Source organism: Candidatus Palauibacter australiensis, assembly GCA_026705295.1.
Classification (GTDB): domain Bacteria; phylum Gemmatimonadota; class Gemmatimonadetes; order Palauibacterales; family Palauibacteraceae; genus Palauibacter; species Palauibacter australiensis.
In genome coordinates, this window is sequence record JAPPBA010000076.1 from 1 (window position 1) to 22,941 (window position 22,941).

At 69.4% G+C, this 22,941-nt stretch carries 19 protein-coding genes; 16 read left to right on the top strand and 3 right to left on the bottom strand.

Annotation, left to right across the window (positions count from 1 at the left end; translation table 11 throughout):
* On the bottom strand, positions 1 to 516 hold a 516-nt coding region (locus OXN85_05610; protein ID MCY3599426.1), incomplete at its 3' end, for a DUF5118 domain-containing protein.
* Between the two features lie 258 nt (positions 517 to 774).
* Between OXN85_05610 and OXN85_05615 the strand changes: the two genes are divergently transcribed.
* Positions 775 to 1,692: a nuclear transport factor 2 family protein gene (locus tag OXN85_05615; GenBank protein ID MCY3599427.1), complete on the top strand. Its 918-nt coding sequence runs from the start codon at positions 775 to 777 to the stop codon at positions 1,690 to 1,692.
* A gap of 93 nt (positions 1,693 to 1,785) precedes the next feature.
* On the opposite strand, the gene OXN85_05620 is transcribed toward OXN85_05615, so the two are convergent.
* A complete protein-coding gene (locus tag OXN85_05620) occupies positions 1,786 to 3,336 on the bottom strand; it encodes an SLC13 family permease (protein ID MCY3599428.1) in 1,551 nt (516 codons plus the stop codon).
* 247 nt (positions 3,337 to 3,583) lie between these two features.
* On the opposite strand from OXN85_05620, the gene secD reads away from it, so the two are divergent.
* From secD to OXN85_05665, 9 genes are read left to right on the top strand one after another with little or no spacing between them, the layout of a single operon-like run.
* Positions 3,584 to 5,305, top strand: a complete 1,722-nt coding sequence (secD, locus tag OXN85_05625; protein MCY3599429.1) for a protein translocase subunit SecD — start codon at positions 3,584 to 3,586, stop codon at positions 5,303 to 5,305.
* Between the two features lie 13 nt (positions 5,306 to 5,318).
* Positions 5,319 to 6,251, top strand: coding sequence for a protein translocase subunit SecF (secF, locus tag OXN85_05630; protein MCY3599430.1), 933 nt, complete (start codon positions 5,319 to 5,321; stop codon positions 6,249 to 6,251).
* 16 nt (positions 6,252 to 6,267) lie between these two features.
* The gene (locus OXN85_05635) at positions 6,268 to 7,059 is read left to right on the top strand and encodes a TatD family hydrolase (GenBank protein ID MCY3599431.1); all 792 of its coding nucleotides are present in this window, start codon (positions 6,268 to 6,270) and stop codon (positions 7,057 to 7,059) included.
* Positions 7,056 to 8,849 (top strand): DNA mismatch repair endonuclease MutL, encoded by a 1,794-nt coding sequence (gene mutL / locus OXN85_05640; GenBank protein MCY3599432.1) that lies wholly within the window; start codon positions 7,056 to 7,058, stop codon positions 8,847 to 8,849. Before OXN85_05635 ends, mutL begins: the two co-directional genes overlap by 4 nt.
* 26 nt (positions 8,850 to 8,875) lie before the next feature.
* A complete protein-coding gene (gene miaA, locus OXN85_05645; protein ID MCY3599433.1) occupies positions 8,876 to 9,805 on the top strand; it encodes a tRNA (adenosine(37)-N6)-dimethylallyltransferase MiaA in 930 nt (309 codons plus the stop codon).
* 10 nt (positions 9,806 to 9,815) lie between these two features.
* The gene (bshA, locus tag OXN85_05650; protein ID MCY3599434.1) at positions 9,816 to 10,970 is read left to right on the top strand and encodes an N-acetyl-alpha-D-glucosaminyl L-malate synthase BshA; all 1,155 of its coding nucleotides are present in this window, start codon (positions 9,816 to 9,818) and stop codon (positions 10,968 to 10,970) included.
* Positions 10,967 to 11,767, top strand: coding sequence for an undecaprenyl-diphosphate phosphatase (locus OXN85_05655; GenBank protein MCY3599435.1), 801 nt, complete (start codon positions 10,967 to 10,969; stop codon positions 11,765 to 11,767). Before bshA ends, OXN85_05655 begins: the two co-directional genes overlap by 4 nt.
* Before the next feature lie 7 nt (positions 11,768 to 11,774).
* Positions 11,775 to 12,593, top strand: a complete 819-nt coding sequence (locus tag OXN85_05660) for a biotin--[acetyl-CoA-carboxylase] ligase (protein MCY3599436.1) — start codon at positions 11,775 to 11,777, stop codon at positions 12,591 to 12,593.
* A 4-nt stretch (positions 12,594 to 12,597) separates the two neighbouring features.
* Entirely contained in the window at positions 12,598 to 13,377 is a 780-nt protein-coding gene (locus OXN85_05665) for a type III pantothenate kinase (protein MCY3599437.1), read from the top strand.
* 33 nt (positions 13,378 to 13,410) lie between these two features.
* Here OXN85_05665 and OXN85_05670 read toward each other — a convergent pair whose 3' ends face one another.
* Positions 13,411 to 13,629, bottom strand: coding sequence for a hypothetical protein (locus OXN85_05670; GenBank protein ID MCY3599438.1), 219 nt, complete (start codon positions 13,627 to 13,629; stop codon positions 13,411 to 13,413).
* Positions 13,630 to 13,917: 288 nt separating this feature from the next.
* On the opposite strand from OXN85_05670, the gene groES reads away from it, so the two are divergent.
* The 6 genes from groES to infC all read left to right on the top strand — a co-directional run bounded on the left by groES (position 13,918) and on the right by infC (position 22,929).
* The gene (groES, locus tag OXN85_05675) at positions 13,918 to 14,226 is read left to right on the top strand and encodes a co-chaperone GroES (protein MCY3599439.1); all 309 of its coding nucleotides are present in this window, start codon (positions 13,918 to 13,920) and stop codon (positions 14,224 to 14,226) included.
* A 71-nt stretch (positions 14,227 to 14,297) separates the two neighbouring features.
* A complete protein-coding gene (gene groL, locus OXN85_05680; protein ID MCY3599440.1) occupies positions 14,298 to 15,938 on the top strand; it encodes a chaperonin GroEL in 1,641 nt (546 codons plus the stop codon).
* A gap of 121 nt (positions 15,939 to 16,059) precedes the next feature.
* Positions 16,060 to 17,973: a hypothetical protein gene (locus OXN85_05685; protein ID MCY3599441.1), complete on the top strand. Its 1,914-nt coding sequence runs from the start codon at positions 16,060 to 16,062 to the stop codon at positions 17,971 to 17,973.
* A 159-nt stretch (positions 17,974 to 18,132) separates the two neighbouring features.
* On the top strand, positions 18,133 to 20,133 hold the full coding sequence (locus OXN85_05690) for a hypothetical protein (protein ID MCY3599442.1): 2,001 nt from the start codon (positions 18,133 to 18,135) through the stop codon (positions 20,131 to 20,133).
* 126 nt (positions 20,134 to 20,259) lie between these two features.
* Positions 20,260 to 22,203, top strand: a complete 1,944-nt coding sequence (gene thrS / locus OXN85_05695) for a threonine--tRNA ligase (GenBank protein ID MCY3599443.1) — start codon at positions 20,260 to 20,262, stop codon at positions 22,201 to 22,203.
* Positions 22,204 to 22,416: 213 nt separating this feature from the next.
* A complete protein-coding gene (gene infC / locus OXN85_05700) occupies positions 22,417 to 22,929 on the top strand; it encodes a translation initiation factor IF-3 (GenBank protein ID MCY3599444.1) in 513 nt (170 codons plus the stop codon).
* Positions 22,930 to 22,941: the final 12 nt, after the last annotated feature.

Sequence of the window (22,941 nt, forward strand, 5' to 3'; positions counted from 1 at the left end):
CAGCGCCTCGATGTCGAAGGCCCGCAGGATCGGCTCGAAGTTCGCGCCCCGCACCGCCCGCGCCACCGGAAGAGCCTCGTCCGCCACGTTCGTGTGTCGCACGACGCGGAGGAAGATTCGCTCGTCGTCGGATCCGTTCCTCTCCCAGCGAAGGACCTGCGTATTCGCCTTCTGGCCTCCGTAGCCCATCCCCTCGGGAACCGCCGCCAGACGGCTCACGAGGAGGATGTCGCGCCCCAGAACCTCCTCCGGAATCTCGAACAGCCATTTGTCGTCCACCCGGTGGACGTGGACCATCCCCGAATCCGTGACCGCTTCCTCCGTGACGACTTCGGCATAGGGCTCCGGCCCGTCTTCGTCATCGCCGCCGCCGCGGGGGCCGGGTCCCCCTCCGGCCGAGGCGGTCGGGGCGGGCGCGGGCCTGGCGAAGGGCCGGATGCAGCCCGTGGCCACGACGAGGAGCGAGAGGCTAAGGATGAGGACGAGGGGGCGTGTACTGCGCACGATCTGGACCATGCTATGGCTTTCCGGTTCGGGAAAAAGTATGGAAGGGGTCACGGTCTTCGACCCGGGCGCTCAACGTAAGCGGGGGCGGAATGGCGGGCCAACCTCGCCGGTCCGGCTGCCCCGGCCGATCCGCACGCCCGCCGCATTGACGGATCCGCCTTGAAACGCCTAACGTTCCGGCAGTTACGCCTTGTCTCGTCGACGTTCGCCGCAGTGAAAGGCACGCGTGCGGAGGGCGCGGCGTCTTATTTCGAAGGAGGTACCCCGATGCGCATCCGCACCCTGGCTCCCTTCGCCCTGGCTCTGACCATCGCCTGTGGCGGGGCGGAGACGGAAGAAGCCGCGACGACGGAGGAGATGACGGAGGCGATGGACGATGCCCCGGCCATGTCCGATGCCGAAGCGGCGATGACGGAAATCACCGATTACTACGAGACTCATTTCAACATGGGTCACGGCAGCATGGTCGGCGGCCGCTACTCCGAGGACGGACTCCTCTGGAGCGCCTCCGGCGCCATGGTCTACGGGAGCGAGGCGGTCGGCGCCGCCCTCCAGGCGCGGATCGACGCGGAGGGCTCGCAGCTCGCGATCCATCCGGGCGAAACCATGGGCTTCGGCGACCAGATCGTTTCGCGCGGACACTACGTCCTCACCGGCACGGTGGACGGAGCGGAGGCCCGGAACTCCGGGTACTACATGGCGGTGGCCGAGAACGTGGACGGCGAGTGGTCGCTCAAGGGGGTCGTGAGCAACTACGACACGCCCGACCAGTCGATGTCCGCCGGCCAGATGATGGACATGCCCGAGGGGATGGGGGGCGACCTCATCCAGGCGAGCGGCGACTACTTCGCCACGCACTACAACATGGGGCACGCCTCGATGGTCGCGAACACCTTCACGGAGAACGCGGTCGCGATGATGCCGGGCGAGCGGGCCCGCGAGGGTCGCGCGGCCGTGGAGGAAGGGCTGCAGGCGATGTTCGACGCGGGCGTGACGTTCAGCGGGATCAGCGGCTGGTCCGCGCACGAGCTGGACGAGGGTCATGTGGTCGGCATCGGCACCTACGGCACCGAGGGTCCGGACGGGGCCGGGGGCGGCCACTTCGCGGGGCTCTACTCGCGAGGCGAGGACGGGGGTCTCATGCTGCACTGGCTCGTGATGGGAGCGCACGCCTCCGGCATGTAACCGCCGGTCCGGGCAGTCTCCAGGGGCTGTGGCGGCCGGGCCGTTCCCCGCGGTCCGGCCGCCTCCGCGGCCCCCCGCCCGTGATTTTTTCTGCTACGAGCCGAGGTGCGCCCAGTCCGGCAGGACGCCGGGCTCGATCCCGAACAGGAGCGGCCCCACGGCGCGGAAGATCAGCGTGATCACGATCGCGCCGATGAGGTTGAGGAACAGTCCCACCCGCGCCATCTCCGCGATCCTCACCCGGTTGCTCCCGAACACCACCGCGTTGGGCGGCGTCGCCACCGGCATCATGAAGGCGCACGAGGCGGAGAGCGTCGCCGGCACCATCAGCAGGAGCGGGTGAACGCCGGTCGCCACGGCCACCGCCGCGAAGATCGGGAGCACCATCTCCGTCGTCGCCGTGTTCGAGGTGAGTTCGGTGAGGAACGTCATCGCGAGGCAGATGACGAGGATCAGCACGAGCGGCGGCACCGTCGACAGCCCGCTGAATCCTTCCCCGACGAACCGCGCCAGCCCGGTGGTCTGGAAGCCGTGCGCGAGGGCGAAGCCTCCCCCGAACAGCAGCACGATGTTCCACGGGAGCCGGCGCACCACGCCGGGTCCCATGACCGTGGCGGTCTTTGCGCCGGGCGACCTCGTGGGGACGAGAAAGAGAATGGAGGCCATCGTGATCGCCACGGTCCCGTCGTCGATCAGGTGACCGTAGGGCAGGAGCGACGACCAGCCCGGGATCGCAAGCCGGCCGATCTCGATCGGCGCCCGGAACACCCACAGCAGGGCCGTCGCGGCGAAGACGGCGAGGATCGCCCGCTCCTCGAAGGCCACGGGGCCGAGCTTCCGCATCTCGGACTCCACGACATCGCGGTCGACCGAGACCTCATCGGGCACGCGGAAGAAGACCCGGGTGATCAGGATCCACGCGAAGACGAGCATGAGCGCCGCGATCGGAAGCGCCATGACGAACCACACGCCAAAGGAGATGTGCGGGGCGTCCGGGAAGGTGATCGCGAAGATGCGCTGGAGGGAGAGGTTCGGCGGCGTGCCGACCAGCGTCGCGATCCCGCCGGCCGAGCAGGCGTACGCGATTCCCAGCATGATCGACACCGAGAAGGCGCGCGTCCGGCCGCGCCCGAACTGCTCCTCCATGCGGAGGATGACGGCAAGTCCGACCGGGACCATCATGATCGCGGTGGCGGTGTTCGAAATCCACATGGAGAGGAAGGCCGCCGCGAGCATGAAGCCAAGCACGATGCGGGCGGGGCCGCCGCCCACCGCGCGGATGACCCAGAGGGCGATTCGCCGGTGGACGTCCCACTTCTCCATCGTGAGCGCGATCATGAAGCCGCCGAGGAAGAGCACGATCGTGCTGTTGAAGTAGATGGGCGCCGTCTCCCCGGTCCGTTCGATGCCAAGGACCGGGAACAGGAAGAGCGGAAGCAGCGCGGTCGCGAACAGCGGAATCGCGTCGGTGATCCACCAGGTGGCCATGAGAACGGCCACCGCCGCCATGCGGGTGACTTCGGGCCGACCCGGCTCGAGGTCGAGCAGCAGCATCAGCAGGAAAAGGAGCGGTCCGAGCCACAGCCCGATGCGTTGGCCGCGCGAGCGCGTCCCGGACCGGTTCTCCGATCGGTGTTGTGCCATGAGCTTCCTCGCCGCTCCGGGCCCCCGGGTTTTAGGCCCCGCCCGCGCGGGGCCCGGCGCGCGCCGCCCGAGATGGCGCGCCGCCGCCTAGGAACGTACCATCCGGCGCGAGACGCCGCGTAGTTTCCTCTCACGGGCCGCTGGGCTAGCTTTGCGTCCCTTTGCCACGGGCCGCCAGGCCGGGGTCGCTCGTGCCCCCGCCGCGGGCCCGCGATCACGAGACCCACGAAGAACGGTGACAATCTAGATGTTCGGTTCGGTACGCTGGCGATTGGTCTGGATCGCCGTTCTGGTAGCCATTTGCGGTTTCGCCCTGGTTCCCGAGACCATCGTGGACGAAGTCACGGGCGAGTCCGAGCGGGTCTGGCCGCTCAAGCTCGGACTGGACCTGCAGGGCGGCATGCACCTCGCGGTCGAGATCTACGACCCGGAGAACACCTTGAGCGGTCAGGACCTCGACGATGCGGTCGAACGCACGCTCACGACGATTCGGAACCGGATCGACGAGTTCGGCGTCCGCGAGCCGACCGTCCAACGCTCGGGCAACCGGATCATCATCGAACTCGCGGGGGTCGACGACTCGGAACAGGCGAAGCGGATCGCCACGGAGACCGCGTTCATGGAGTTCAAGATCGTCACGGACGGTCAGGAGTTCATGGACGCCCTCGAGCGGATCGACCGCGCGATCGTGAACGAGGTGGGGATCGAGAACCTCCAGGTCACGACGCTGGAGACCGAGCCGGAAGTCGACCTCAGCGACATCCTCGGCGGCGCCGCCGATTCCGCCACGGCGGAGGACGCGGCCGACGCGGAGGATGCGGTCGAAGGAGAGGGCCCGGCCGACGGGGAGGATCCGGCCGCCGATTCGCTCGCGACCGAAGAGGAGGCTGCCGACGCGGTGGATGAAGCCACCGCGCGGCCGCTCGCTGCCCTGCTCGGACAGGGACGGATCCTCGGCGAGTACCTGGTGCCGCAGGAGGATCAGCCTACGGCGGCGGCCTGGCTGGAACTCGAGGGCGTTCGGGAAGCGCTCCCCAGGGGCGTCACGCTACACTGGGGAGTGGAGCAGGTCGGGGCGGGCGCGGGATCCTACGTGCCGCTCTATGTGCTCGATGCGGAGCCACTCATCACGGGCGACATGCTTCAGGACGCGGGTCCGGCGAACCGCGACCCGACGTTCAACCAGCCGATCGTCCCCTTCGAGACGACCCGGCGCGGCTCGCGGGTCTTCGAGCGCGGTACGGCGCGCAATATCGGCCAGAACATGGCCATCGTCCTTGACGACCGGGTCCAGAGCTACGCCGTCATCCGCAGCGTTCTGAGCCGTCGCGCCCAGATCGAACTCACCCCCGGAGCGTCCTTCCAGGAGGCGCAGGAACTCGCGCTCGTCCTTCGGGCCGGTGCGCTGCCCATGCCGATCGAAGTGGTCGAGGAGCGCAACGTGAGCGCCTCGCTCGGCGAAGATTCCATCCGGCAGGGCCGCACCGCCTTCATCATCGGGATCGTCGGCGTGATCATCATCATGATGATCTACTACCGGGCGGCAGGAATACTCGCCGTCGGGGCGCTGCTCACGTACGTCATCTTCATGCTGGGCGGTCTGGCCGGCCTCGAGGCGACGCTCACCCTGCCGGGCATCGCGGGTCTCATCCTCTCCATCGGCATGGCGGTGGATGCGAACGTCCTCATCTTCGAACGGGTGCGCGAGGAACTCGCGGCGGGGAAGACGCCGCGCACGGCGGTGGACGCGGGATTCGGCAACGCCCTGTCGGCGATCATCGACGCGAACCTCACGACACTCATCACCGGGATCATCCTCTTCCAGTTCGGGACCGGCGCGGTGCAGGGCTTCGCGGTGACGCTCTGCATCGGGATCCTCGCGTCGTTCTTCTCCGCGATCTACGTGACGCGGACGCTCTTCATCATGTACCTGAACCGACGCGGCTCCCGGGAGTCCGTGAGCATATAGGAACGAAGTCATCATGAGGGTCTTCCAGAACGCGAGCTACAAGTTCCTTTCCATGCGCCGGCCGGCGTACTTCGCGTCGGCCGCGATCATCACGATCGGCCTCCTGTCGATCATCTTTCGCGGCGGGCTGCGGACGGGCGTGGAGTTCACGGGAGGCGTCCTGCTCGAGGTCCAGTTCTCGCAGATGACCGATGTGGGTCAGATCCGCGACGCACTGTCGGTCGGCGGCACGACGGGCGTGCAGATTCAGCAGCTGCGGACGGTCGGAGCGGAGACGTACGATTTTCTGTTGCGCGTGCCGGTCGGGGAGGAGGAGGACCAGAACGCGATCCGGGACCAGATCAGGGCGAGCCTCGAGACGCAGTACTCCGCGGCCAGCTTCGAGATCGCGCGCGGCGATACGTTGAGCGCCAAAGTGGGGGACGAGTTCCAGCGCACCGCGGTCATCGCCGTGCTGCTTTCCTTCCTCCTGACCCTGATCTACCTCGCCTTCCGCTTCGAGTGGCGGTTCGGCGTCGCCGCCGTCATCGCGACGGTGCACGACATGCTCATCACCTTCGGGTTCATCTCGCTGTTCGACATCGAGATCAACCTCGCGACCGTCGCCGCGATCCTCACGATCATCGGATATTCGCTCAACGACACGATCGTCGTCTTCGACCGCGTACGGGAGAATCTCAGAAAGAAGCGGAAGGAACCGTACGACGCGACGCTTAACCGCAGCCTGAACGAGACGCTGCCCCGAACGGTTCTCACCAGCGGCACGACGCTGATCGCGCTGCTCTCGCTGGTCGTGATCGGGGGTGCCGTGATTCGGCCCTTCGCGGGCGTGCTCATCATCGGCGTGCTCATCGGGACGTATTCCTCGATCTTCGTGGCGTCGCCCGTGCTCGTCGAGATTCACGACCGGGCGCGCAGGCGCTCCGCGATCGCCGCCCGCACCTAGCGGCACCGGGCCAGGCGTGACCGGTACGGGAGCCGGGACGACGCTCTTCGACTCGCACCTTCATCTGACGGCGGCCCGCTTCGCCCCCGATCTCGAAGAGGTGGTGGACCGGGCCCGCGCGCGGGGCGTACACCGGATGGTCACGGTCGCCTCGGATCCCGAGGACGCCGAGCAGGCGCGGGCGCTGGCCGCGCGGACGCCCGGTCTGTGGGCGACGGCGGGACTTCATCCCCACGCGGCGGACCGGACCTCGGCCTCCCTCATGAGCGAGATCGACCGCATCGCCGAAGCCCCGGAGGTCGTCGCGATCGGCGAGACGGGGCTCGATTTCCATTACGACAATGCGGCCCGGACGGCGCAGCTGGAGAACTTCGAGGCGCACCTCGGGCTCGCGGCCCGGCTCGGTCTGCCGGTCGTCGTACACTCGCGCTCCGCGGAGGCCGAGACGGCGGAGCGGGTGAGGGAGTACGGCGACGGCGCCGCCGGAGTGCTGCACTGCTTCACGGGAGGCGAAGCACTCCTCCATGCCGCCCTGGATGCCGACTGGTACGTCTCCTTTTCGGGCCTCATCACGTTCGTCCCCGAGCTGGCCGAGTGGGCCCGCGCGGTGCCGGCGGAGCGGCTCCTCATCGAGACGGACGCCCCCTACCTGGCGCCCGCTCCCCGCCGCGGACGCCGAAACGAACCCGCCTACCTCACGCACACGTGCGAGCGGCTGGCGCAGGTGCGCGGCATGTCCTTCGAGGAAGCCGCGGCGCTCACGGCGGGCAACGCCCGCCGCTTCTACGGCGTGGAGGACGAGGCGTGAACCGCCCGGGGGCGGGCGGCGTTCAGATCCTGCCCGACCATGTCGCGAACCAGATCGCGGCGGGCGAGGTGGTGGAGCGTCCGGCCTCCGTCGTGAAGGAACTCGCCGAGAACGCAGTCGATGCCGGGGCGCGTCGCGTCGAGGTCACGCTCCGCAACGGTGGAAAGACCGAGATCCGGGTCTCGGACGACGGGAGCGGGATGAATCGCGAGGACGCCGTGCTCGCCCTGGACCGGCACGCGACAAGCAAGATCCGGAGCGTGGACGATCTGCGGAGCGTGCGCTCCTTCGGCTTCCGCGGCGAGGCGCTGCCCTCCATCGCGGCGGTCAGCCGTTTCGAACTGCACACGGCGCTGAGTCCGGAAGAGGGCGTGCGGGCGCGCGTGGACTTCGGGCGCATCCGCAGCGTCGATGACGTCCCGCGTCGGCGCGGGACGACGGTGACGGTCCGCGCGCTGTTCCACGACCTTCCCGCGCGTGCGAAGTTCCTCCGGAGTTCGGCCGCCGAGACGCGGGCCGCGGGCGAGGCGCTCGTGCTCCTCGCGCTCGCGAACCCGGCCGTCGGCTTTCGCCTCGAGTCGAATCGCCGCGCGTCCATGGATCTCGCCCCCGCGCGGGACTGGCTCGCACGGATCGGACAGCTCTGGGGCGACCTCGCCCCCACGCTCATCCCCGTGGAAGATGCGGGCGGGGCCGTGCGCGTCCGGGGCTTCATCCAGCGGCCCGACGCGGCGCGCGCGAGGGGAGGGCGCCGCTACACCTTCGTGAACGGTCGACCCTTCCGGGATGCCGCCCTCCTGCGGCTGGTGGATGACGCGTTCCGGACGACGGTCGTCGAGGGTCTTCGGCCGAGCCTCTTCCTGCGCATCGAGACCCCGCCCGCAGCGGTGGACGTCAACGTCCATCCGGCCAAGGCGGAGGTGCGCTTCCGCGACCGCGAGAGCGTCGAGACGGCGGTTCGCGACGCCGTGCGCGCCGCGCTGGCCCGGCTCGATTCGACGAAGCCCGTGGGGGTCCGCGGCAGCGCGCCCGACGCCGAGCCGGGGCATCGAACGTCCGCCCGCGGCCGCGCCGCGAAACCTCGCGGCGAGCCGACCGCGGAGATGCCGCAGTTCGCGCTCTTCGTCTCCGGACGCGACGACGCCGGCGGGCCGGGCGGGCCGGGGGTCGAAGCTGGCGCGGCCGGGCAGAGCGGCGCGGCGGAGGCGCCGTTCGCCGGTCCGGAACTGTGGCAACTCCACGACCGTTACATCCTGGCCGCGACCCGCGAGGGGCTCCTCATCGTCGACCAGCACTCGGCGCACGAGCGCGTGCTCTACGAGGAGATCATGGCGCGGTTCGAAACCGGAGGAGGCACCTCCCAGGCGCTGCTCTTTCCCGTCACCCTGCAGTTCTCCCCCCCGGAGGCCGAGGCGCTCGAGGACCTGGCCGGATTGCTCGCCCGGCAGGGTTTCGAGTTGGAGCCGTTCGGCGAGCGGACCTGGATTCTGACCGCGGCCCCTCAGCCCCACTCCCGGTTCGACGCCGAGCGCTGCCTGCGCGAGATGGTGCGGGAACTGGCAGAGGGCTCGCCGCTCGTGGACACGGCGCGCAACCAGCACGAGCGCCTCGCGAAGAGCATGGCGTGCAGGGGAGCCATCAAGGCGGGCGAGCCCATCTCGCCGGAAGAGGCGAGGGAACTTTTCGACCGGTTGTTCGCGACGCCGCTGCCCGGACACGATGTCCACGGCCGCCCGACGATCGTGCGCCTGAGCGTCGAGGAGCTCGACCGGCGGTTCGGCCGCGGGTAGCCGCCGCACCCGTGGGGAGTTCGCCCGTGCCCGTCATCGCGGGGCCTACGGCCTCGGGCAAGACGTCCGTCGCCATCGAGGTCGCGCGCCGGCTGGATGGCGAGGTCATTTCCATGGACAGCCGCCAGGCGTACCGGGGCTTCGCCATCGGGACCGCGGCACCCTCGGTCGGCGAACTCGCGGCCGCGCCGCACCTCGGCGTCGGCTTTCTCGACCCACACGAACGCTACGGCGCGGGTCGCTTCGCACGCCTGGCGACCCGCTGGCTCACCGAGATCCGTGCCCGGGGTCGCGTCCCCCTCCTCGCCGGCGGGACAGGATTGTTCCTGCGTGCGCTCACGCACCCGATGTTCGAGGAGCCCCCGCTCGACCCGGCGCGCCGGGCGGCGCTGCACGCCTGGCTGGACCCGCTCGAACGGGAGGAACTCGCCCGCTGGGCGGCACGCCTCGATCCGGCGCTGGCCGAGCGGCGCCGTCCGCTCGACCGGCAGCGCGCCGCGCGCACGGTGGAGCTGGCGCTCCTGACGGGCGAGCCGCTCACCCGCTGGATGACGAGCGCCCCGTCCGAACGCGCGCCGCTGAGGACCGCGACCTATGTGCTGGAGTGGCCCGGGCCGCTTCTCCGCGAACGGATCGAGCACCGCGCCGAGGCGCTGATCCGCGGTGGCGCCTGGCCGGAGGAGGTTCGCGACCTCCTGGCACGCGGCCTCGACGGATCGCGCGCCTTCGACGCGCTGGGCTACGCGGACGTGGCGGCGCTCGTCCGGGGCGAGGCGGGGGTGGACGAAACGATCGCGCGCGTGTCGAGGGCTACCTGGCGTTACGCCCGCCGGCAGCGGACATGGTTCCGCCACCAGGTCCCCGAGGACGCTGTCGTGCTTCGGGTGCTGGACGGGTCGACGACGCCGGGGCAACTTGCGCGCCGCATTGCAGCCGACTGGCGCGAATCAGGATGAAGACGGGACGATGAAGATCGGGATCACGTGCTATCCGACGTACGGGGGCTCCGGGGCGATTGCGACCGAGCTGGGGCTCGGCCTCGCCCGCAGGGGGCACGAGGTACACTTCATCTCCTATGCCCAGCCGTTCCGTCTCACCCACTTCATCGATGGCGTCTACTTCCACGAAGTCGAGGTCAATCGCTACCCGCTGTTCGAGTATCCCCCCTACTCGCTCGCCCTCGCCGTCACGATGCACGAGGTGGCGCGGGGCGAGGGACTCGACCTCCTCCACGTGCATTACGCGATTCCGCACGCCACGGCGGGATGGATCGCGCGCGACATGCTGCGGGACGGGGGTCGCGACGTGAAGCTCGTGACGACGCTGCACGGCACGGACATCACGCTCGTGGGCCAGGATCCGTCCTACTGGTCGATCACGCGCTTCTCGATCGAGAAGTCCGATCGGATCACCGCCGTCTCCGAGTGGCTCCGCGAGCGGACCCACCGCGACTTCGACTGCAGTCGCTGCGCGATCGAGGTCATCCCGAACTTCGTCGATCCGAAGATCTACGACCGCGGGCGCCACCGGGGTCGGCACCGGCTCGCGCGGGCGGGAGAGAAGGTCGTGATGCACATCTCGAATTTTCGCGCGGTCAAGCGAATTCCGGACCTCATGGAGATGTTCGCGCGGATCCAGCGCGCCCTGCCGGCCCGCCTCATCCTGGTGGGAGACGGTCCGGAGCGGCAGCGCGCCGCGGAGATCGCCGGGGATCTGGGCATGGCGGACCGCGTGGTCTTCCTCGGCAAGATCGACTCCGTCGCCGAACTCCTTGCCAGTGCGGATCTCTTCCTGCTCCCAAGCGAGCAGGAGTCCTTCGGGCTCGTGGCGCTGGAAGCGCAGGCTTCCGGCGTTCCCGTGGTGGGGTCCTCCGGGACGGGCCTCGACGAAGTCGTGGAGCACGGCGTGACCGGCTACCTCCATCCGGTCGGAGCGGTCGACGCCATGGCGACATCGGCGATCGCGCTGCTGAGCGATGAGGCGCGCTGGGACGCGTTCTCGCGTGCGGCGCGGGACCGGTCCCTCGAGCGCTTCACGATCGACCGCATCGTCCCCCGCTACGAATCGCTCTACCGCAGCGTCCTGGCCGACGCGGACCGCTCCGGGGTTCGGACAGAGTGAACCCGTTCGAGGCCTTCGTCCTCGGCGTCGTCCAGGGCCTCACCGAGTTCCTGCCCGTGTCGAGTTCCGGGCATCTCGTGCTCGGGCAGGCGCTGTTCGGGATCGAACTCCCCGGCGTCCAGTTCGAGGTCACCGTGCACGTCGCGACGCTGTGCGCCGTGTGCTGGGTCTACCGCCGACGCCTCGCGGCGCTGGTGCGGGGCGTGTGCTCGGCGGATCGCGGGAGTATCGGAGATGTCGGACTCCTGGCGGTGGCCACGCTCCCTGCCGCCGCCGTCGGGGTCGGCCTGCGGGGTGCCTTGGAGCCCACATTCGAGCAGCCCGTGCTCGCGGCGGCGATGCTGCTCGTCACCGGGGCCGTCGTCTGGTCGATCCGGCGCCTGTCTCGCCGGGCCACGCGCACCCGGCCGGCGGTCACCGGGGCGCTGGCGATCGGCCTGGCGCAGGCCGTCGCCATCCTGCCCGGCATTTCCCGCTCCGGGAGCACCCTGGCCGCGGCGACCGCCGCCGGCGTCGAGCCCCGCCGCGCGGCCGAGTTCTCGTTCCTCCTCTCCATCCCCGCGATCGGAGGGGCGGCCGTGCTGCAGGCGCCGGGTCTCGGGGGAGGCGGCCTCGCGGCGGGCGTGCTGCCCCTCTCGATCGCCTTCGCGGCCGCGGTCCTGTCAGGGGTCTTCGCCATTCGTATCTTCCTGCGGATGCTTGAAAGGCGTGTATTCCACCGCTTCGCCTGGTACTGCTGGCTCATCGGCGGAGGGTACCTGGCCGCCGCCGCGATCTGGCCGGCGCTGCGCGGATGACCGTCGAATGACTGACGCCGGAGCGACCATGCTCGCAGAAGGAGTGGAAGACTGGGCGGGAAAGCCCATCGGAGCGCTGCGCGAGCGCTGGGACCGGGAGTCGGTCTTCGCCTTCGACCGCATCCCTTCGACGAACGATCTCGCCCGCGAGTTGATGGAAGCCGGGGCGCCGTCCGGCACGATCGTGCTCTGCCGCCAGCAGACGGCCGGGCGGGGAAGGGCGGGGCGGAGCTGGGCGTCTCCGGCGGGCGCCGGCGTCTATCTCACCATGGCGTTCCGCCCTCGTGCCGCCACCGTTCCGCCGCTCGTCACGGTCGTGGCCGGCGTCGATCTCGCGCGCGAACTGAACCAGCGCTTCCCGGGCCTCGGCGCGGCCGTGAAATGGCCCAACGACCTCATGGGGCGGGAGCGAAAGCTCGGCGGCATCCTGGCGGAGACGGCCCGGGCGGATGGCCAGGAGGCCTTCCTCGTCGTCGGTGTCGGCATCAACGTCGAATCCGACCGACTGCCGGATGACGTGGACGGCGCGGTGGCCCTGGCCGACTGCGTGGATCCGACGCCCCTCGTCGACGTCGCGGATGGGGTGGTGGCGGGACTCGAGCGCCGACTCCCCCGCGTACCGACTTCACTCGACGCGGCGTCGCTCGAGGAGCTCGACCGTCTCGACTGGTTGAAGAATCGCTGGGTCGAGCACCGGCTCTCGGACCGCGAACCCACCGTCGGCCTCGCGGCCGGGATCGCTCCGGACGGCGCCCTTCTGCTGCGGCCGCGCGGGGGCGCCCTGCGCCGCGTCGTCGCGGGTTCCATCGCTCCCGGCGTAGGCTGATCCCATGCTCCTCACCGTAGACATCGGGAACACCGAATCCGTCCTCGGGTGGTTCGAGGATCTCACCCCCGTGCACACGTGGCGGATCGCGACGGACCGCCGCCGCACGGCGGACGAGATCGGACTCCAGATCCGGGGGCTCCTCGGGGCCCGCGAACTGCCCGCTCCCGAGCGGATCGTGGTCGCCTCCGTCGTCCCCACGCTGCACCGCGTCTGGCTCGCGGTGGGGAGGACGCTCGACGCCCCGTTGTGCTTCCTCAACGGCGGCTCGCCGATCCCCGTCCGGCTGGACGTCGACCACCCCCTGGAAGTTGGCGCCGACCGCATCGCGAACACGCTTGCCGCGGCGGAACTCTACCGTCGTGACACCATCGTCGTGGATCTGGGGACGGCGACGACCTTCGATTGCATTACCGCCGATGGCGTCTTTGTGGGCGGCGTCATCGCGCCCGGGCCCACGGCCGGAACGGACCAGCTCGCGCGCGCGACGGCGCAGCTCCCGCAGATCCATGTGGAGAAACCGGCCCGGGTCATCGGCCGCAATACGAAGGACTGTCTGCGGAGCGGCGGCTTCTACTCGGTTGTGGAGGGGATCGACGGCATCGTGCGGCGGATCGTCGCGGAATGGGAGCGCGAGCCGCTCATCGTTGCGACGGGCGGACTCGCGCGAGTCGTGGGGCCGCACTGCCGCACCGTGGACCGCATTGAACCGGCGCTGACGATCACCGGCCTCGCGATCGCGGACCGATACCTGTTCGAACCGCCGGCCGGCGCCGACGGCTAGCAGCCAAGGGCCGCGAACGGCCCGCGTCCGGCTTCAGGACCCGCGGAAGTAAGCAGCGGTGCCGCAGCACTTCTCCTTCATCTTGTTCGCGAACTCCGGATTGATCATCCGCACGACCAGGTAGAAAACCGCGACGAAGATCGCGACCTTAACGACCATCCACACGAGGGGCAGGACGACGGAGAAGAGGATCCCCGTCACCCACAGACCCACCGCGCCCGCGGCCACCAGCACTACTGCTGCACGAAACATGTCGACCTCCCTTTCTGGCCGCCCCTACGATAGGCGTACAAGGCGGGTTTCATAACCCCCCGCAGCCGGCGGGCTCATCTCGCGAACCTGTGCGGCGGCCGCTCCCGACGGCCGGTGACGAGGCCGCGCGCGTCGGCTGTCCGAAGCCCCTTGATCGGAACCCTGCACCCGCATATCTTCGCCTCGCCTTAGCACTCGCCGTGCCAGAGTGCTAACAGCCGCGGGATCCCTCGCGGCTTTCACCGGAAGGACAACCCAACACCGAAGGTCCAAGGAGGGACAGGCAAGATGGCAACCGCCTCGAACACGAAACTGAACATCTCCCCCATGGCCGACCGCATCGTTGTCGCGCCGCTCGAAGAGACCGAGGAGATGCGCGGTGGTCTGTACATTCCGGACACCGCGAAGGAGAAGCCGCAGCAGGGCACCGTCGTCGCCGTCGGTCCCGGCCGCATGAATGACGACGGCGCGCGCATCCCGATGGAAGTCAAGGCCGGAGACCGGGTTCTCTACGGCAAGTACGCCGGGACCGAGGTGTCGCTGGATGGCGATGACTACCTGATCGTGAAGGAAAGCGACGTTCTGGCCGTCCTCTAGCCGCTGGAGCGGGAGACGGCGGTTCAAAACCGTTGACTGATGCGCCCGAGTGACCGGGCGAAGGAGACGAAATGGCGAAGGATCTTGAATTCGATACCGCGGCACGGCAGCGCCTGAAGGCGGGCGTGGACAAGCTTGCGCGCGCGGTCAAGGTCACGCTCGGCCCCAAGGGGAGGAACGTGGTTCTTGAGAAGAAGTTCGGCAGCCCGACGATCACGAAGGACGGCGTGACGGTCGCGAAGGAAGTCGAGCTGGACGACCCGGTCGAGGACCTCGGCGCGAAGATGGTGAAGGAAGTCGCGACGAAGACGTCCGACGCGGCGGGTGACGGCACGACGACGGCGACGGTGCTCGCGCAGTCGATCTTCACCGAAGGCCTCAAGAGCGTGACGGCGGGCGCGAATCCGATGGCGCTCAAGCGCGGCATCGACAAGTCCGTCGAAGCGATCGTCGCGAACCTCCACTCGATCTCCGTCGAGACCTCGGGCAAGACGGAAATCGCCCAGGTTGCCGCCATTTCGGCGAACAGCGACCAGGAGATCGGCGAGCTGATCGCCGACGCGATGGAGAAGGTCGGCAAGGACGGCGTCATCACGGTCGAGGAGGCCCGCGGCCTCGAGACCGAGCTGGAGACCGTGGACGGGATGCAGTTCGACCGCGGTTATCTGTCGCCGTACTTCGTCACGGATCCGGACAAGATGGAGGTCGTCCTCGACGAGCCGATCATCCTGATTCACGACAAGAAGATCTCGGCCATGAAGGACCTGCTGCCGGTCCTCGAGAAGGTCGCCCAGATGGGCAAGCCCCTCCTGATCGTGGCGGAGGATGTCGAGGGCGAGGCGCTGGCCACGCTCGTCGTCAACAAGCTGCGCGGAACGCTGAAGGTCGCGGCCGTCAAGGCTCCGGGCTTCGGCGACCGCCGCAAGCAGATGCTGCAGGACATCGCGATCCTCACGGGCGGCCAGGTGATCTCCGAGGAACTCGGCTTCAAGCTCGAGAACACGGTGGTCGGCGACCTCGGCCAGGCGAAGCGGATCGTCATCGACAAGGACAACACGACGGTCGTTGACGGCGCTGGCGACGCAGATCGGATCCAGGGCCGCATCAGCGAGATCAAGGTCGCGATCGACAAGTCCACGTCCGACTACGACCGCGAGAAGCTGCAGGAGCGGCTGGCGAAGCTGGCCGGCGGCGTGGCGGTGATCAACGTGGGCGCCGCGACCGAGACCGAGATGAAGGAGAAGAAGGCCCGCGTCGAGGACGCGCTGCACGCGACGCGCGCGGCCGTCGAAGAGGGCATCGTGCCCGGCGGCGGCGTGGCGCTGCTGCGGAGCCAGGGGGCGCTGGAGGGCGTCGAGGGCTCGGATGCCGACGAGACGATCGGGATCCGGATCGTGCGCCGCGCGGTTGAGGAGCCGGTGCGCACGATCGCGTCGAACGCCGGGGCCGAGGGCTCGATCATCGTCGAGAAGGTCCGGGAGGCGGATGGCCGTAACACCGGCTACAACGCGGCCACGGGCGAGTACGAGGACATGGTGAAGGCGGGCGTCATCGATCCGACCAAGGTCACCCGTACCGCGCTCCAGAACGCAGCCTCGATCGCGGGTCTGCTGCTCACGACCGAGGCGGTCGTGGTGGAGCGGCCCGAGGCGGAGGATCCCGCGGCGGCCGCCGGCGGCATGCCGGGTGGCGGCATGGGCGGAATGTACTAAGCCAACCGCTGAGTATGGCGGGGGCGGACAGCCGTCCCCGCCGTCCGCTGTCAGGGAAGTGCGGGAGGCCCGGCTTCGGCCGGGCCTTCGCGCATCTGCCCCCCGGGGTTAACGTCGTCCGATGCGGCATTTCGGATCCCGCCCCGGCCACCCCGCAGCTACAACGGCTCGCGCGCGTGTCGCGCGGTCGGCGCTATGTCTTGCCATCCTGACGCCGCTGGCCTGTGCGGACGCCACGGGCCCCGCGGGCCCCGCGGACGAACTCTGTCCCCTGGCGGTGGGGCGCGGCGCCACTCGGGTCACGCTGTCGCTCGCGGCCGGGGAGATGTGCGTGCTGCCGGCGGGAGGCGTCCAGATCGTGGAGATCGGAGCGGGCAACGCCGCGGCGCGGTATCTGATGGTCGTGCAGAGCGCCCTGCGGCGGCCGGGGGCGACGACGCTTCTCAGGCTCGATGCGCGGGCCAGGGGGGCGGCGGCGGCGCGGGTCCCACCGCTCGTCGCTCCGGCCCGGGCGCTGTCGGCCGACCTGTTCGGCTTCGAGAATGACGGACGCCGCCTCGATGATGCGTCGCGGGCCGACCTCACCTTCCGGACGAATGCCCGCCGCGCGGTGCTGGGCGCGCGCCCGCTCCGCCCGCTGCCCGCCGCGTCGCCGGCCCCGGGGCCGACGCGCGCGAATACGGCTCCCACGGTCCCGACCCGCCCTTCCGTCGGCGACACGGCGATCTTCAGCAACGCGGTGCATCCGAATCTCGACGTGGACTGCGATGGGATCCACGACGTGACGGCCGTCGTCCGGGCGGTGGGCCCGAACTTCGCGATCGTGGAAGATCTCGATGGGGCCGGCGTCGTGACCGGCGGCCGCTACGACGCCGTCCTCGGATCGCTCGAGAGGTCGGTCCGGCCCGTACTCTCGGCGTATTTCGGCGAGCCCGCGGATATCGACGGGAACGGCGTCGTATGGGTCCTGTTCACGCCCGTCGTGAACCGGACCACGCCCCGCGACAGCAACACCAGGATCCTGGGGTTCTTCAATCCGGCCGATCTGGCCGACCCCGAAGACTGCGCGGCATCCAACGGCGGGGAGATCCTCTACCTCCTCGCGGCCGATCCCGACGGTCGGTTCTCCAGACCCGTACCCCTGTCCTACGCGACGAACGGGGCGGTCGGCGTGGCCGCTCACGAACTGGCGCACCTCATTTCGGCCGAGCGCCGCACCGTGCTCGCCGCGGGTTCGTTCGCCTCCCTCGAGGAAACCTGGCTGAGCGAGGCGCTGGCGCACTCGGCGGAGACGTTCGTCGGAATGTCTGGCGCCTTTCTGAGTCCCGGCGGCAACTACGACTTCGCGGAACTCTCCGCCAATTCCGCCAACTTCGGAACCTATCTCTTCCCGAACTTCCGCCGCTCCGCGTTCTACATGCTCGGCCCGCACCGGACTCCCGCGCTGGGCGACGCCTACGCGCGGGACCCCGACGGAATCTCCTCGCTCGCGATGCGGGGCTTCGGGTGGCTCTTCCTCCGCTGGCTCGCGGATCAGTACGCGCCGGAGGGCGGCGGACTGCTCGGCGGTGCCGCCGAGGAGGCCATCTTCCACGACCTGGCGGGCGGCGGGCCTGCTCGCACGCGGGGCGTGGAGAACGTCGAGCGGGTCGCGCGGGCGCACGGCGCCCCGGGCGCATGGGAGGACCTGCTCGCGGCCTGGGCGCTGGTCCCGATCGCGGATGATCTGCCCGGCGCTCCCCCCGCGACGCAGGTGAAGACGGTGAACCTTCGCGATGTGTTCGCCGCCCTCCACCGGGAACTGGAGGGAAGGGCTCCCTTCGCGCGCGCCTTCCCGCTCGAGGCGCTGGATATTCCGCTCGCCGATGGGACGGATGCCCGGATCGACTTCGAACTTGCCGCCTCGACCGGATACTATTTCCAGTTCGAGAGCGACGGGCCGCACCCGGAAGTCCGCCTGAGGCTCACGACGCAGGCCGGACTTGCCGTCCCCTCTTCCGAGGGCGTCCGCATCGTCGTGCTCCGGACTCGTTGACCTTGCCACCCCCCGCGGGCACGGATCGCGAAGGGCGGGTATCTTGGCCGCCGGAGGGGTGCCGGCCCGCTGGCCCCGCCAGGGAGTCGGCGGGCGTCGTGGACCGTGCCAGGGAGATCGAACTGTGAGAGACGCACGCAGAGCATGCTGAGGCAGCGCATGCTGACGCGGAGCATGCTGAGGCGGAGCATGCCGATACTGTGCGGCAAGCGGCTTCGCCTGGCGCGCCGGGGCGAGACCCCGCGTCTGCCGGGCGTCGCGATCTCCGCTCTCGCGCTCGCGGCTTGCGGCGGCGGCACGACGGACCCGCCGCCTCCTCCGCCGCCTCCTCCGCTCGCCACGGGGTGCGGGGGGGCGGCCACGCCGTCGGTGTCCGTCACGCTGGACCTCACGCCCGGCCAGCACGCCACGCTCGACAACGCGGCGGATGTGCGCGCCTTCAAGCTGACCGGCTCGGACGCGCCCCGCGACTACGAAGTCATCGTACAGAGCGCATCCCAGGCGCCCGGCCAGAGCGTAAACGGCTGTATCCGGGTGCGCGCCGAGCGCGCCTCCGGGAACGTGACCCCGTCCCAACCCCCCCGTCTCACCTCCGGGGGGGGAGAGCTGAGCCGCGACCTTCGCCGCCGGGAGTCCTGGTTCGCGCGCGAGCGCGTCCTTCGGGAGCGGGAGCTGCAGGAACTCGCCGCGGTGGGGGCGCAGCCCATACGGTCCCGAACGCCGGGGCTCGATCCGCTGGACCTGGCCGATGCCCTGCGGCCGCCGGACCTCGGTGACACCCTGACCTTCCGAGTCGGCGTGGGCGCGAATCTCGTTGTGAACTGCCGCAACCCGACGATGGTCACGGGCGAAGTCAGGTACGCGGGAGAGTACTTCACCATCGTGGAAGACCTCCAGTTCCACAGTCAGCCGGACAGCGACCGGTTCTCGGAGGCCGAATTCGAGGCGATCGGCCGGCAGCTGGACGAAGTCGTGTATCCGACGGACGTCGCCTACTTCGGCGAGCCCGCGGACATCGACAACAACGGGACCGTGTTCGCTCTCATCACGGCCGAGGTGAACAAGCTCACGCCCGCGGGAGAGGAGAGCGTCGTCGCCGGCTTCTTCCTCGCGCGCGATCTCACGACCAGATCGAGCTGCGAGGCCTCGAACGAGGGGGAGATCTTCTATCTCGTGGGCCCGGATCCGGACGAGGACTACGGCTCGGACATCAGCCTCAGCTTCGCGAACGCCCTCGCGCGGTCGACGGTCGCGCACGAGTTCGCCCACCTGCTCAACACCCAGCAGCGCGTCACGCTCGGGAGCGGGAACATCTTCGGCGATCGAGAGGTCGCATGGCTCGATGAAGGCATGGCCCACCTTGCCGAGGAGATCGCTGGCCTCCGGGCCGCGGGGCTCGGGACCAGGGCCAACCTGGATCTGGACATGATCACGACGAGCGAGGAACAACTCACCGCCTACAACCACTTTCACGTCGTGAACCAGATCCGCCTCGGGCGCTTCCTGCGGGGCGGCTGTCCGCCGGATCCCAACGGTCCGGGTGCGGCCCCGGCGCTCGGCGACGCGAGCGGGGAAGATCCCGGCGGAGTGGAGTCCCTCTCATTCCGTGGTTTCGCGTACGGGTTCGTGCGCTGGCTCGGCGACCAGTTCGGGGCGTCCGGGAGCGGGGGAGCGCTGCCCGGGAGCCGGGAAGAGGAGTTATTCCGGTATCTGACCAGGGGCGGGCCCGCACACTTCAAGGGCGTCACCAACGTGGAGCGCACGCTCCAGGCGGTCGCCGGAGTGAACATGGAATGGGAGGAACTCCTCTCGCTGTACCTCACCTCCCTCATCGCGGACGACCGCGTGCCGGCCGACGCGGATCCCCGGACGCAGTGGGCGACCTGGAATCTCCCGGCGCTGTTCCGACAACTGAGCGAGTCCAATCTCGGAGACCGCTGCCCGTTCACGCGCAACTTCCCGCTCACCCCCTCGAGGGTGAACGTCCATGTCTCGACGAACAGTTCGACCGAGTTCACCGTGAACTCCTCCACGGGACGCTACTTCTCGCTCGTTAGCTCGGGCGCGACCCCCGTCTTGGTCGTGGAGGTCATGGACCCGACCGGGGCGAACCTCCCCGGACGGGCGCGGGCGCAGGTCACCGTGCTCAGGACGCGCTGAACGCTCCTCCCGAACGCGGCCTCATCCGCGACGCGAGGTGCCGGCGTTTGGCGATCCGTGCACGCTGCCCTAGCTTCCGCGTCCACCGAGAGTCCAACTCGAAATCGTGCATCGACGGGTAGGCCGATGAACGACTCCCAGATTTCCGTTACGCTCCCCGACGGTTCCTCGAAGCGGCTGCCGCACGGATCGAGCGCCGCCGACCTCGCCGCGTCGATCGGTCCGGGGCTGGCTCGGGCCGCCGTGGCCGCGCGCGTGAACGGCGCGCTCGCGGATCTCTCGGCCGCCCTTCCGGATGGAGCGGAAGTCGCGATCGTCACGCGCAGCGACGAGGACCCCGACGCGCTCTACGTCCTTCGCCACTCCGCGGCGCACGCGCTCGCCACCGCCGTGCGGGAACGGTACCCGGGGGCGGGGATCGGCTTCGGCCCCCCGATCGACGACGGCTTCTACTACGACTTCGAGGTCCCGGCGCCCTTCACGCCGGAGGACCTTGAAGAGATCGGGCGCACGATGGCCGAGGTCGCGGGGGCGGACGATCCGTTCGAGCGCCGCGAAGTCACGCGCGACGAAGCCCTGGAACTGTTCGCCGACGATCCGCTCAAGCTGGAGCGGCTGGAAGAGATTCCGGAAGGCGAGGCGATCTCCGTCTATCGGAACGGGCCGTTCCTCGACCTGTGCCGGGGACCGCACGCTCCCCGCACGGGCGAGATTCGCCATTTCCGCCTTCTCAGCGCCGCGGGAGCCTATTGGCGCGGCGACGAGCGGCGACAGATGCTCCAGCGCATCTACGGCACGGCCTTCTACTCGCGGGAGGCGCTCGAGGCGTACATCGCCCGCGTCGAGGAGGCCCGCAAGCGCGATCACCGGAAGCTCGGCAGGGAACTCGATCTGTTCTCGATCCAGGACGAGATCGGGCCCGGGCTCGTGTGCTGGCACCCCAGGGGCGCGCGCCTGCAACTCGAACTCCGGCGCTGGATCGAGGACCTGCAGGAGTCCCACGGCTACCAGTTCGTCTACACGCCGCACGTCTCCGGCGAGGCGCTCTTCCGGCGCTCCGGGCACCTCCCGAACTACGCGGAGAACATGTACCCGCGCATGGAGGACGAGGACGGGGAAGCGTTCCGCGTGAAGCCGATGAACTGTCCGGGCCACATCACGATCTACGCGGCGAATCCCCGCAGCTACCGCGACCTTCCGGTGCGGCTGGCCGAGATCGCGAACGTGTACCGCAACGAGCGGTCGGGGACGCTGCACGGGCTGCTGCGCGTGCGCATGCTCACGATGGACGACGGGCACGTCTTCTGTACGCCGGAGCAGATCGAGGACGAGATCTTCATCTGCCTCGAACTCGTGGACACCGTGATGACGACGCTGGGTCTCGACTACCGGTTCGATCTCTCCACGCGCCCGGACGGGGACAAGCGGATCGGCGGCGACGAGGTGTGGGACGTGGCCGAGGGCGCCCTGCGCGATGCGCTCGAGCGCGGCGGACTCGAATACAAGCTGGACGAGGGCGGGGGCGCGTTTTACGGCCCCAAGATCGACATCAAGTACAAGGACGCGATCGGCCGCGAGTGGCAGGGGGCCACGATCCAGCTCGACTTCAACCTGCCGGAGCGGTTCGAACTCGAGTACATGGGGACGGACAACAAGCCGCACCGCCCCGTGCTGATCCACCGCGCCATCTTCGGCACCCTGGAGCGCTTCACCGGCGTGCTCATCGAGCACTTCGCCGGGGCCTTCCCTCCGTGGTTGGCGCCCGTCCAGGTCCGCGTGCTCCCGATCACGGACGCGCACGCGGGGGCCGCCGCCGGAATTCGGGACCGGCTCGTCGCGGAGGGTCTGCGCGTGGAACTCGACGCCCGCTCCGACACGCTCGGCTACCGCATCCGCGACGGCGAACTCCAGAAGGTCCCCTACCTCCTCGTCATAGGAGACCGCGAAGTCGAGGCCGGCACCGTGGCCGTCCGCGCGCGCGGCGCCGAGCGCAAACAGGAAGTCGTCCCCCTCGACGGCTTCGTATCCCGGATCCGTGATCGCGTCGAGACCCGGTCCCTCGAAACGTGACGCCTGCCAGTTCACCCGCTGGCCGGCGTTGACAGCGCGGGCGTGCGGGGGCACTTTCCGGTCGTTGAAAAACTGACAAGCGGGGCCGCGATGCCCCCACCCTATCGGCGCACGGAATCGTGCTGCTGCCGGGTCGATGGCGCACTCCCCCGGAGGGGCGTGCCTTCGTGCCCGGTCGGTCGTCGCCGAACCGGGCTTTTTTTATGAGGTGAAGTGAACGGAGATCCCAGAGTCAACGACAAGATCCGGATCAGCCCGATCCGGCTCATCGATGAAGAGGGCAACCAGCTCGGCATCGTCGCGACGGACGAAGCTCGTGGCCTCGCGGCCGAACGCGGGCTCGACCTCGTGGAGGTGGCGCCCGGCGCGCGACCGCCCGTCTGCCGGCTCATGGACTTCGGAAAGTACAAGTACGCGCAGGCGAGGAAGGCGCGGGAGGCGAAGAAGAAACAGCACATCATCCACGTCAAGGAAGTGAAGCTGCGGCCGAAGATCGAGGCGCACGACATCGACTTCAAGATGCGGCACGCCCGCAGGTTCATCTCGGATGGCGACAAGGTGAAGTTCACGCTCATGTTCCGGGGCCGCGAGGTCACGCACCCGGAGCGGGGGCGACGGATCCTCGAGATGGTCAAGGAAGAGTTGGAGGACATCGCGGTGGTAGAGTCGGACATCTCCCACGAGGGTCGCACGATGACCATGCTGATGGGACCGCACCGCACGTAGCAGGGCCCTGCG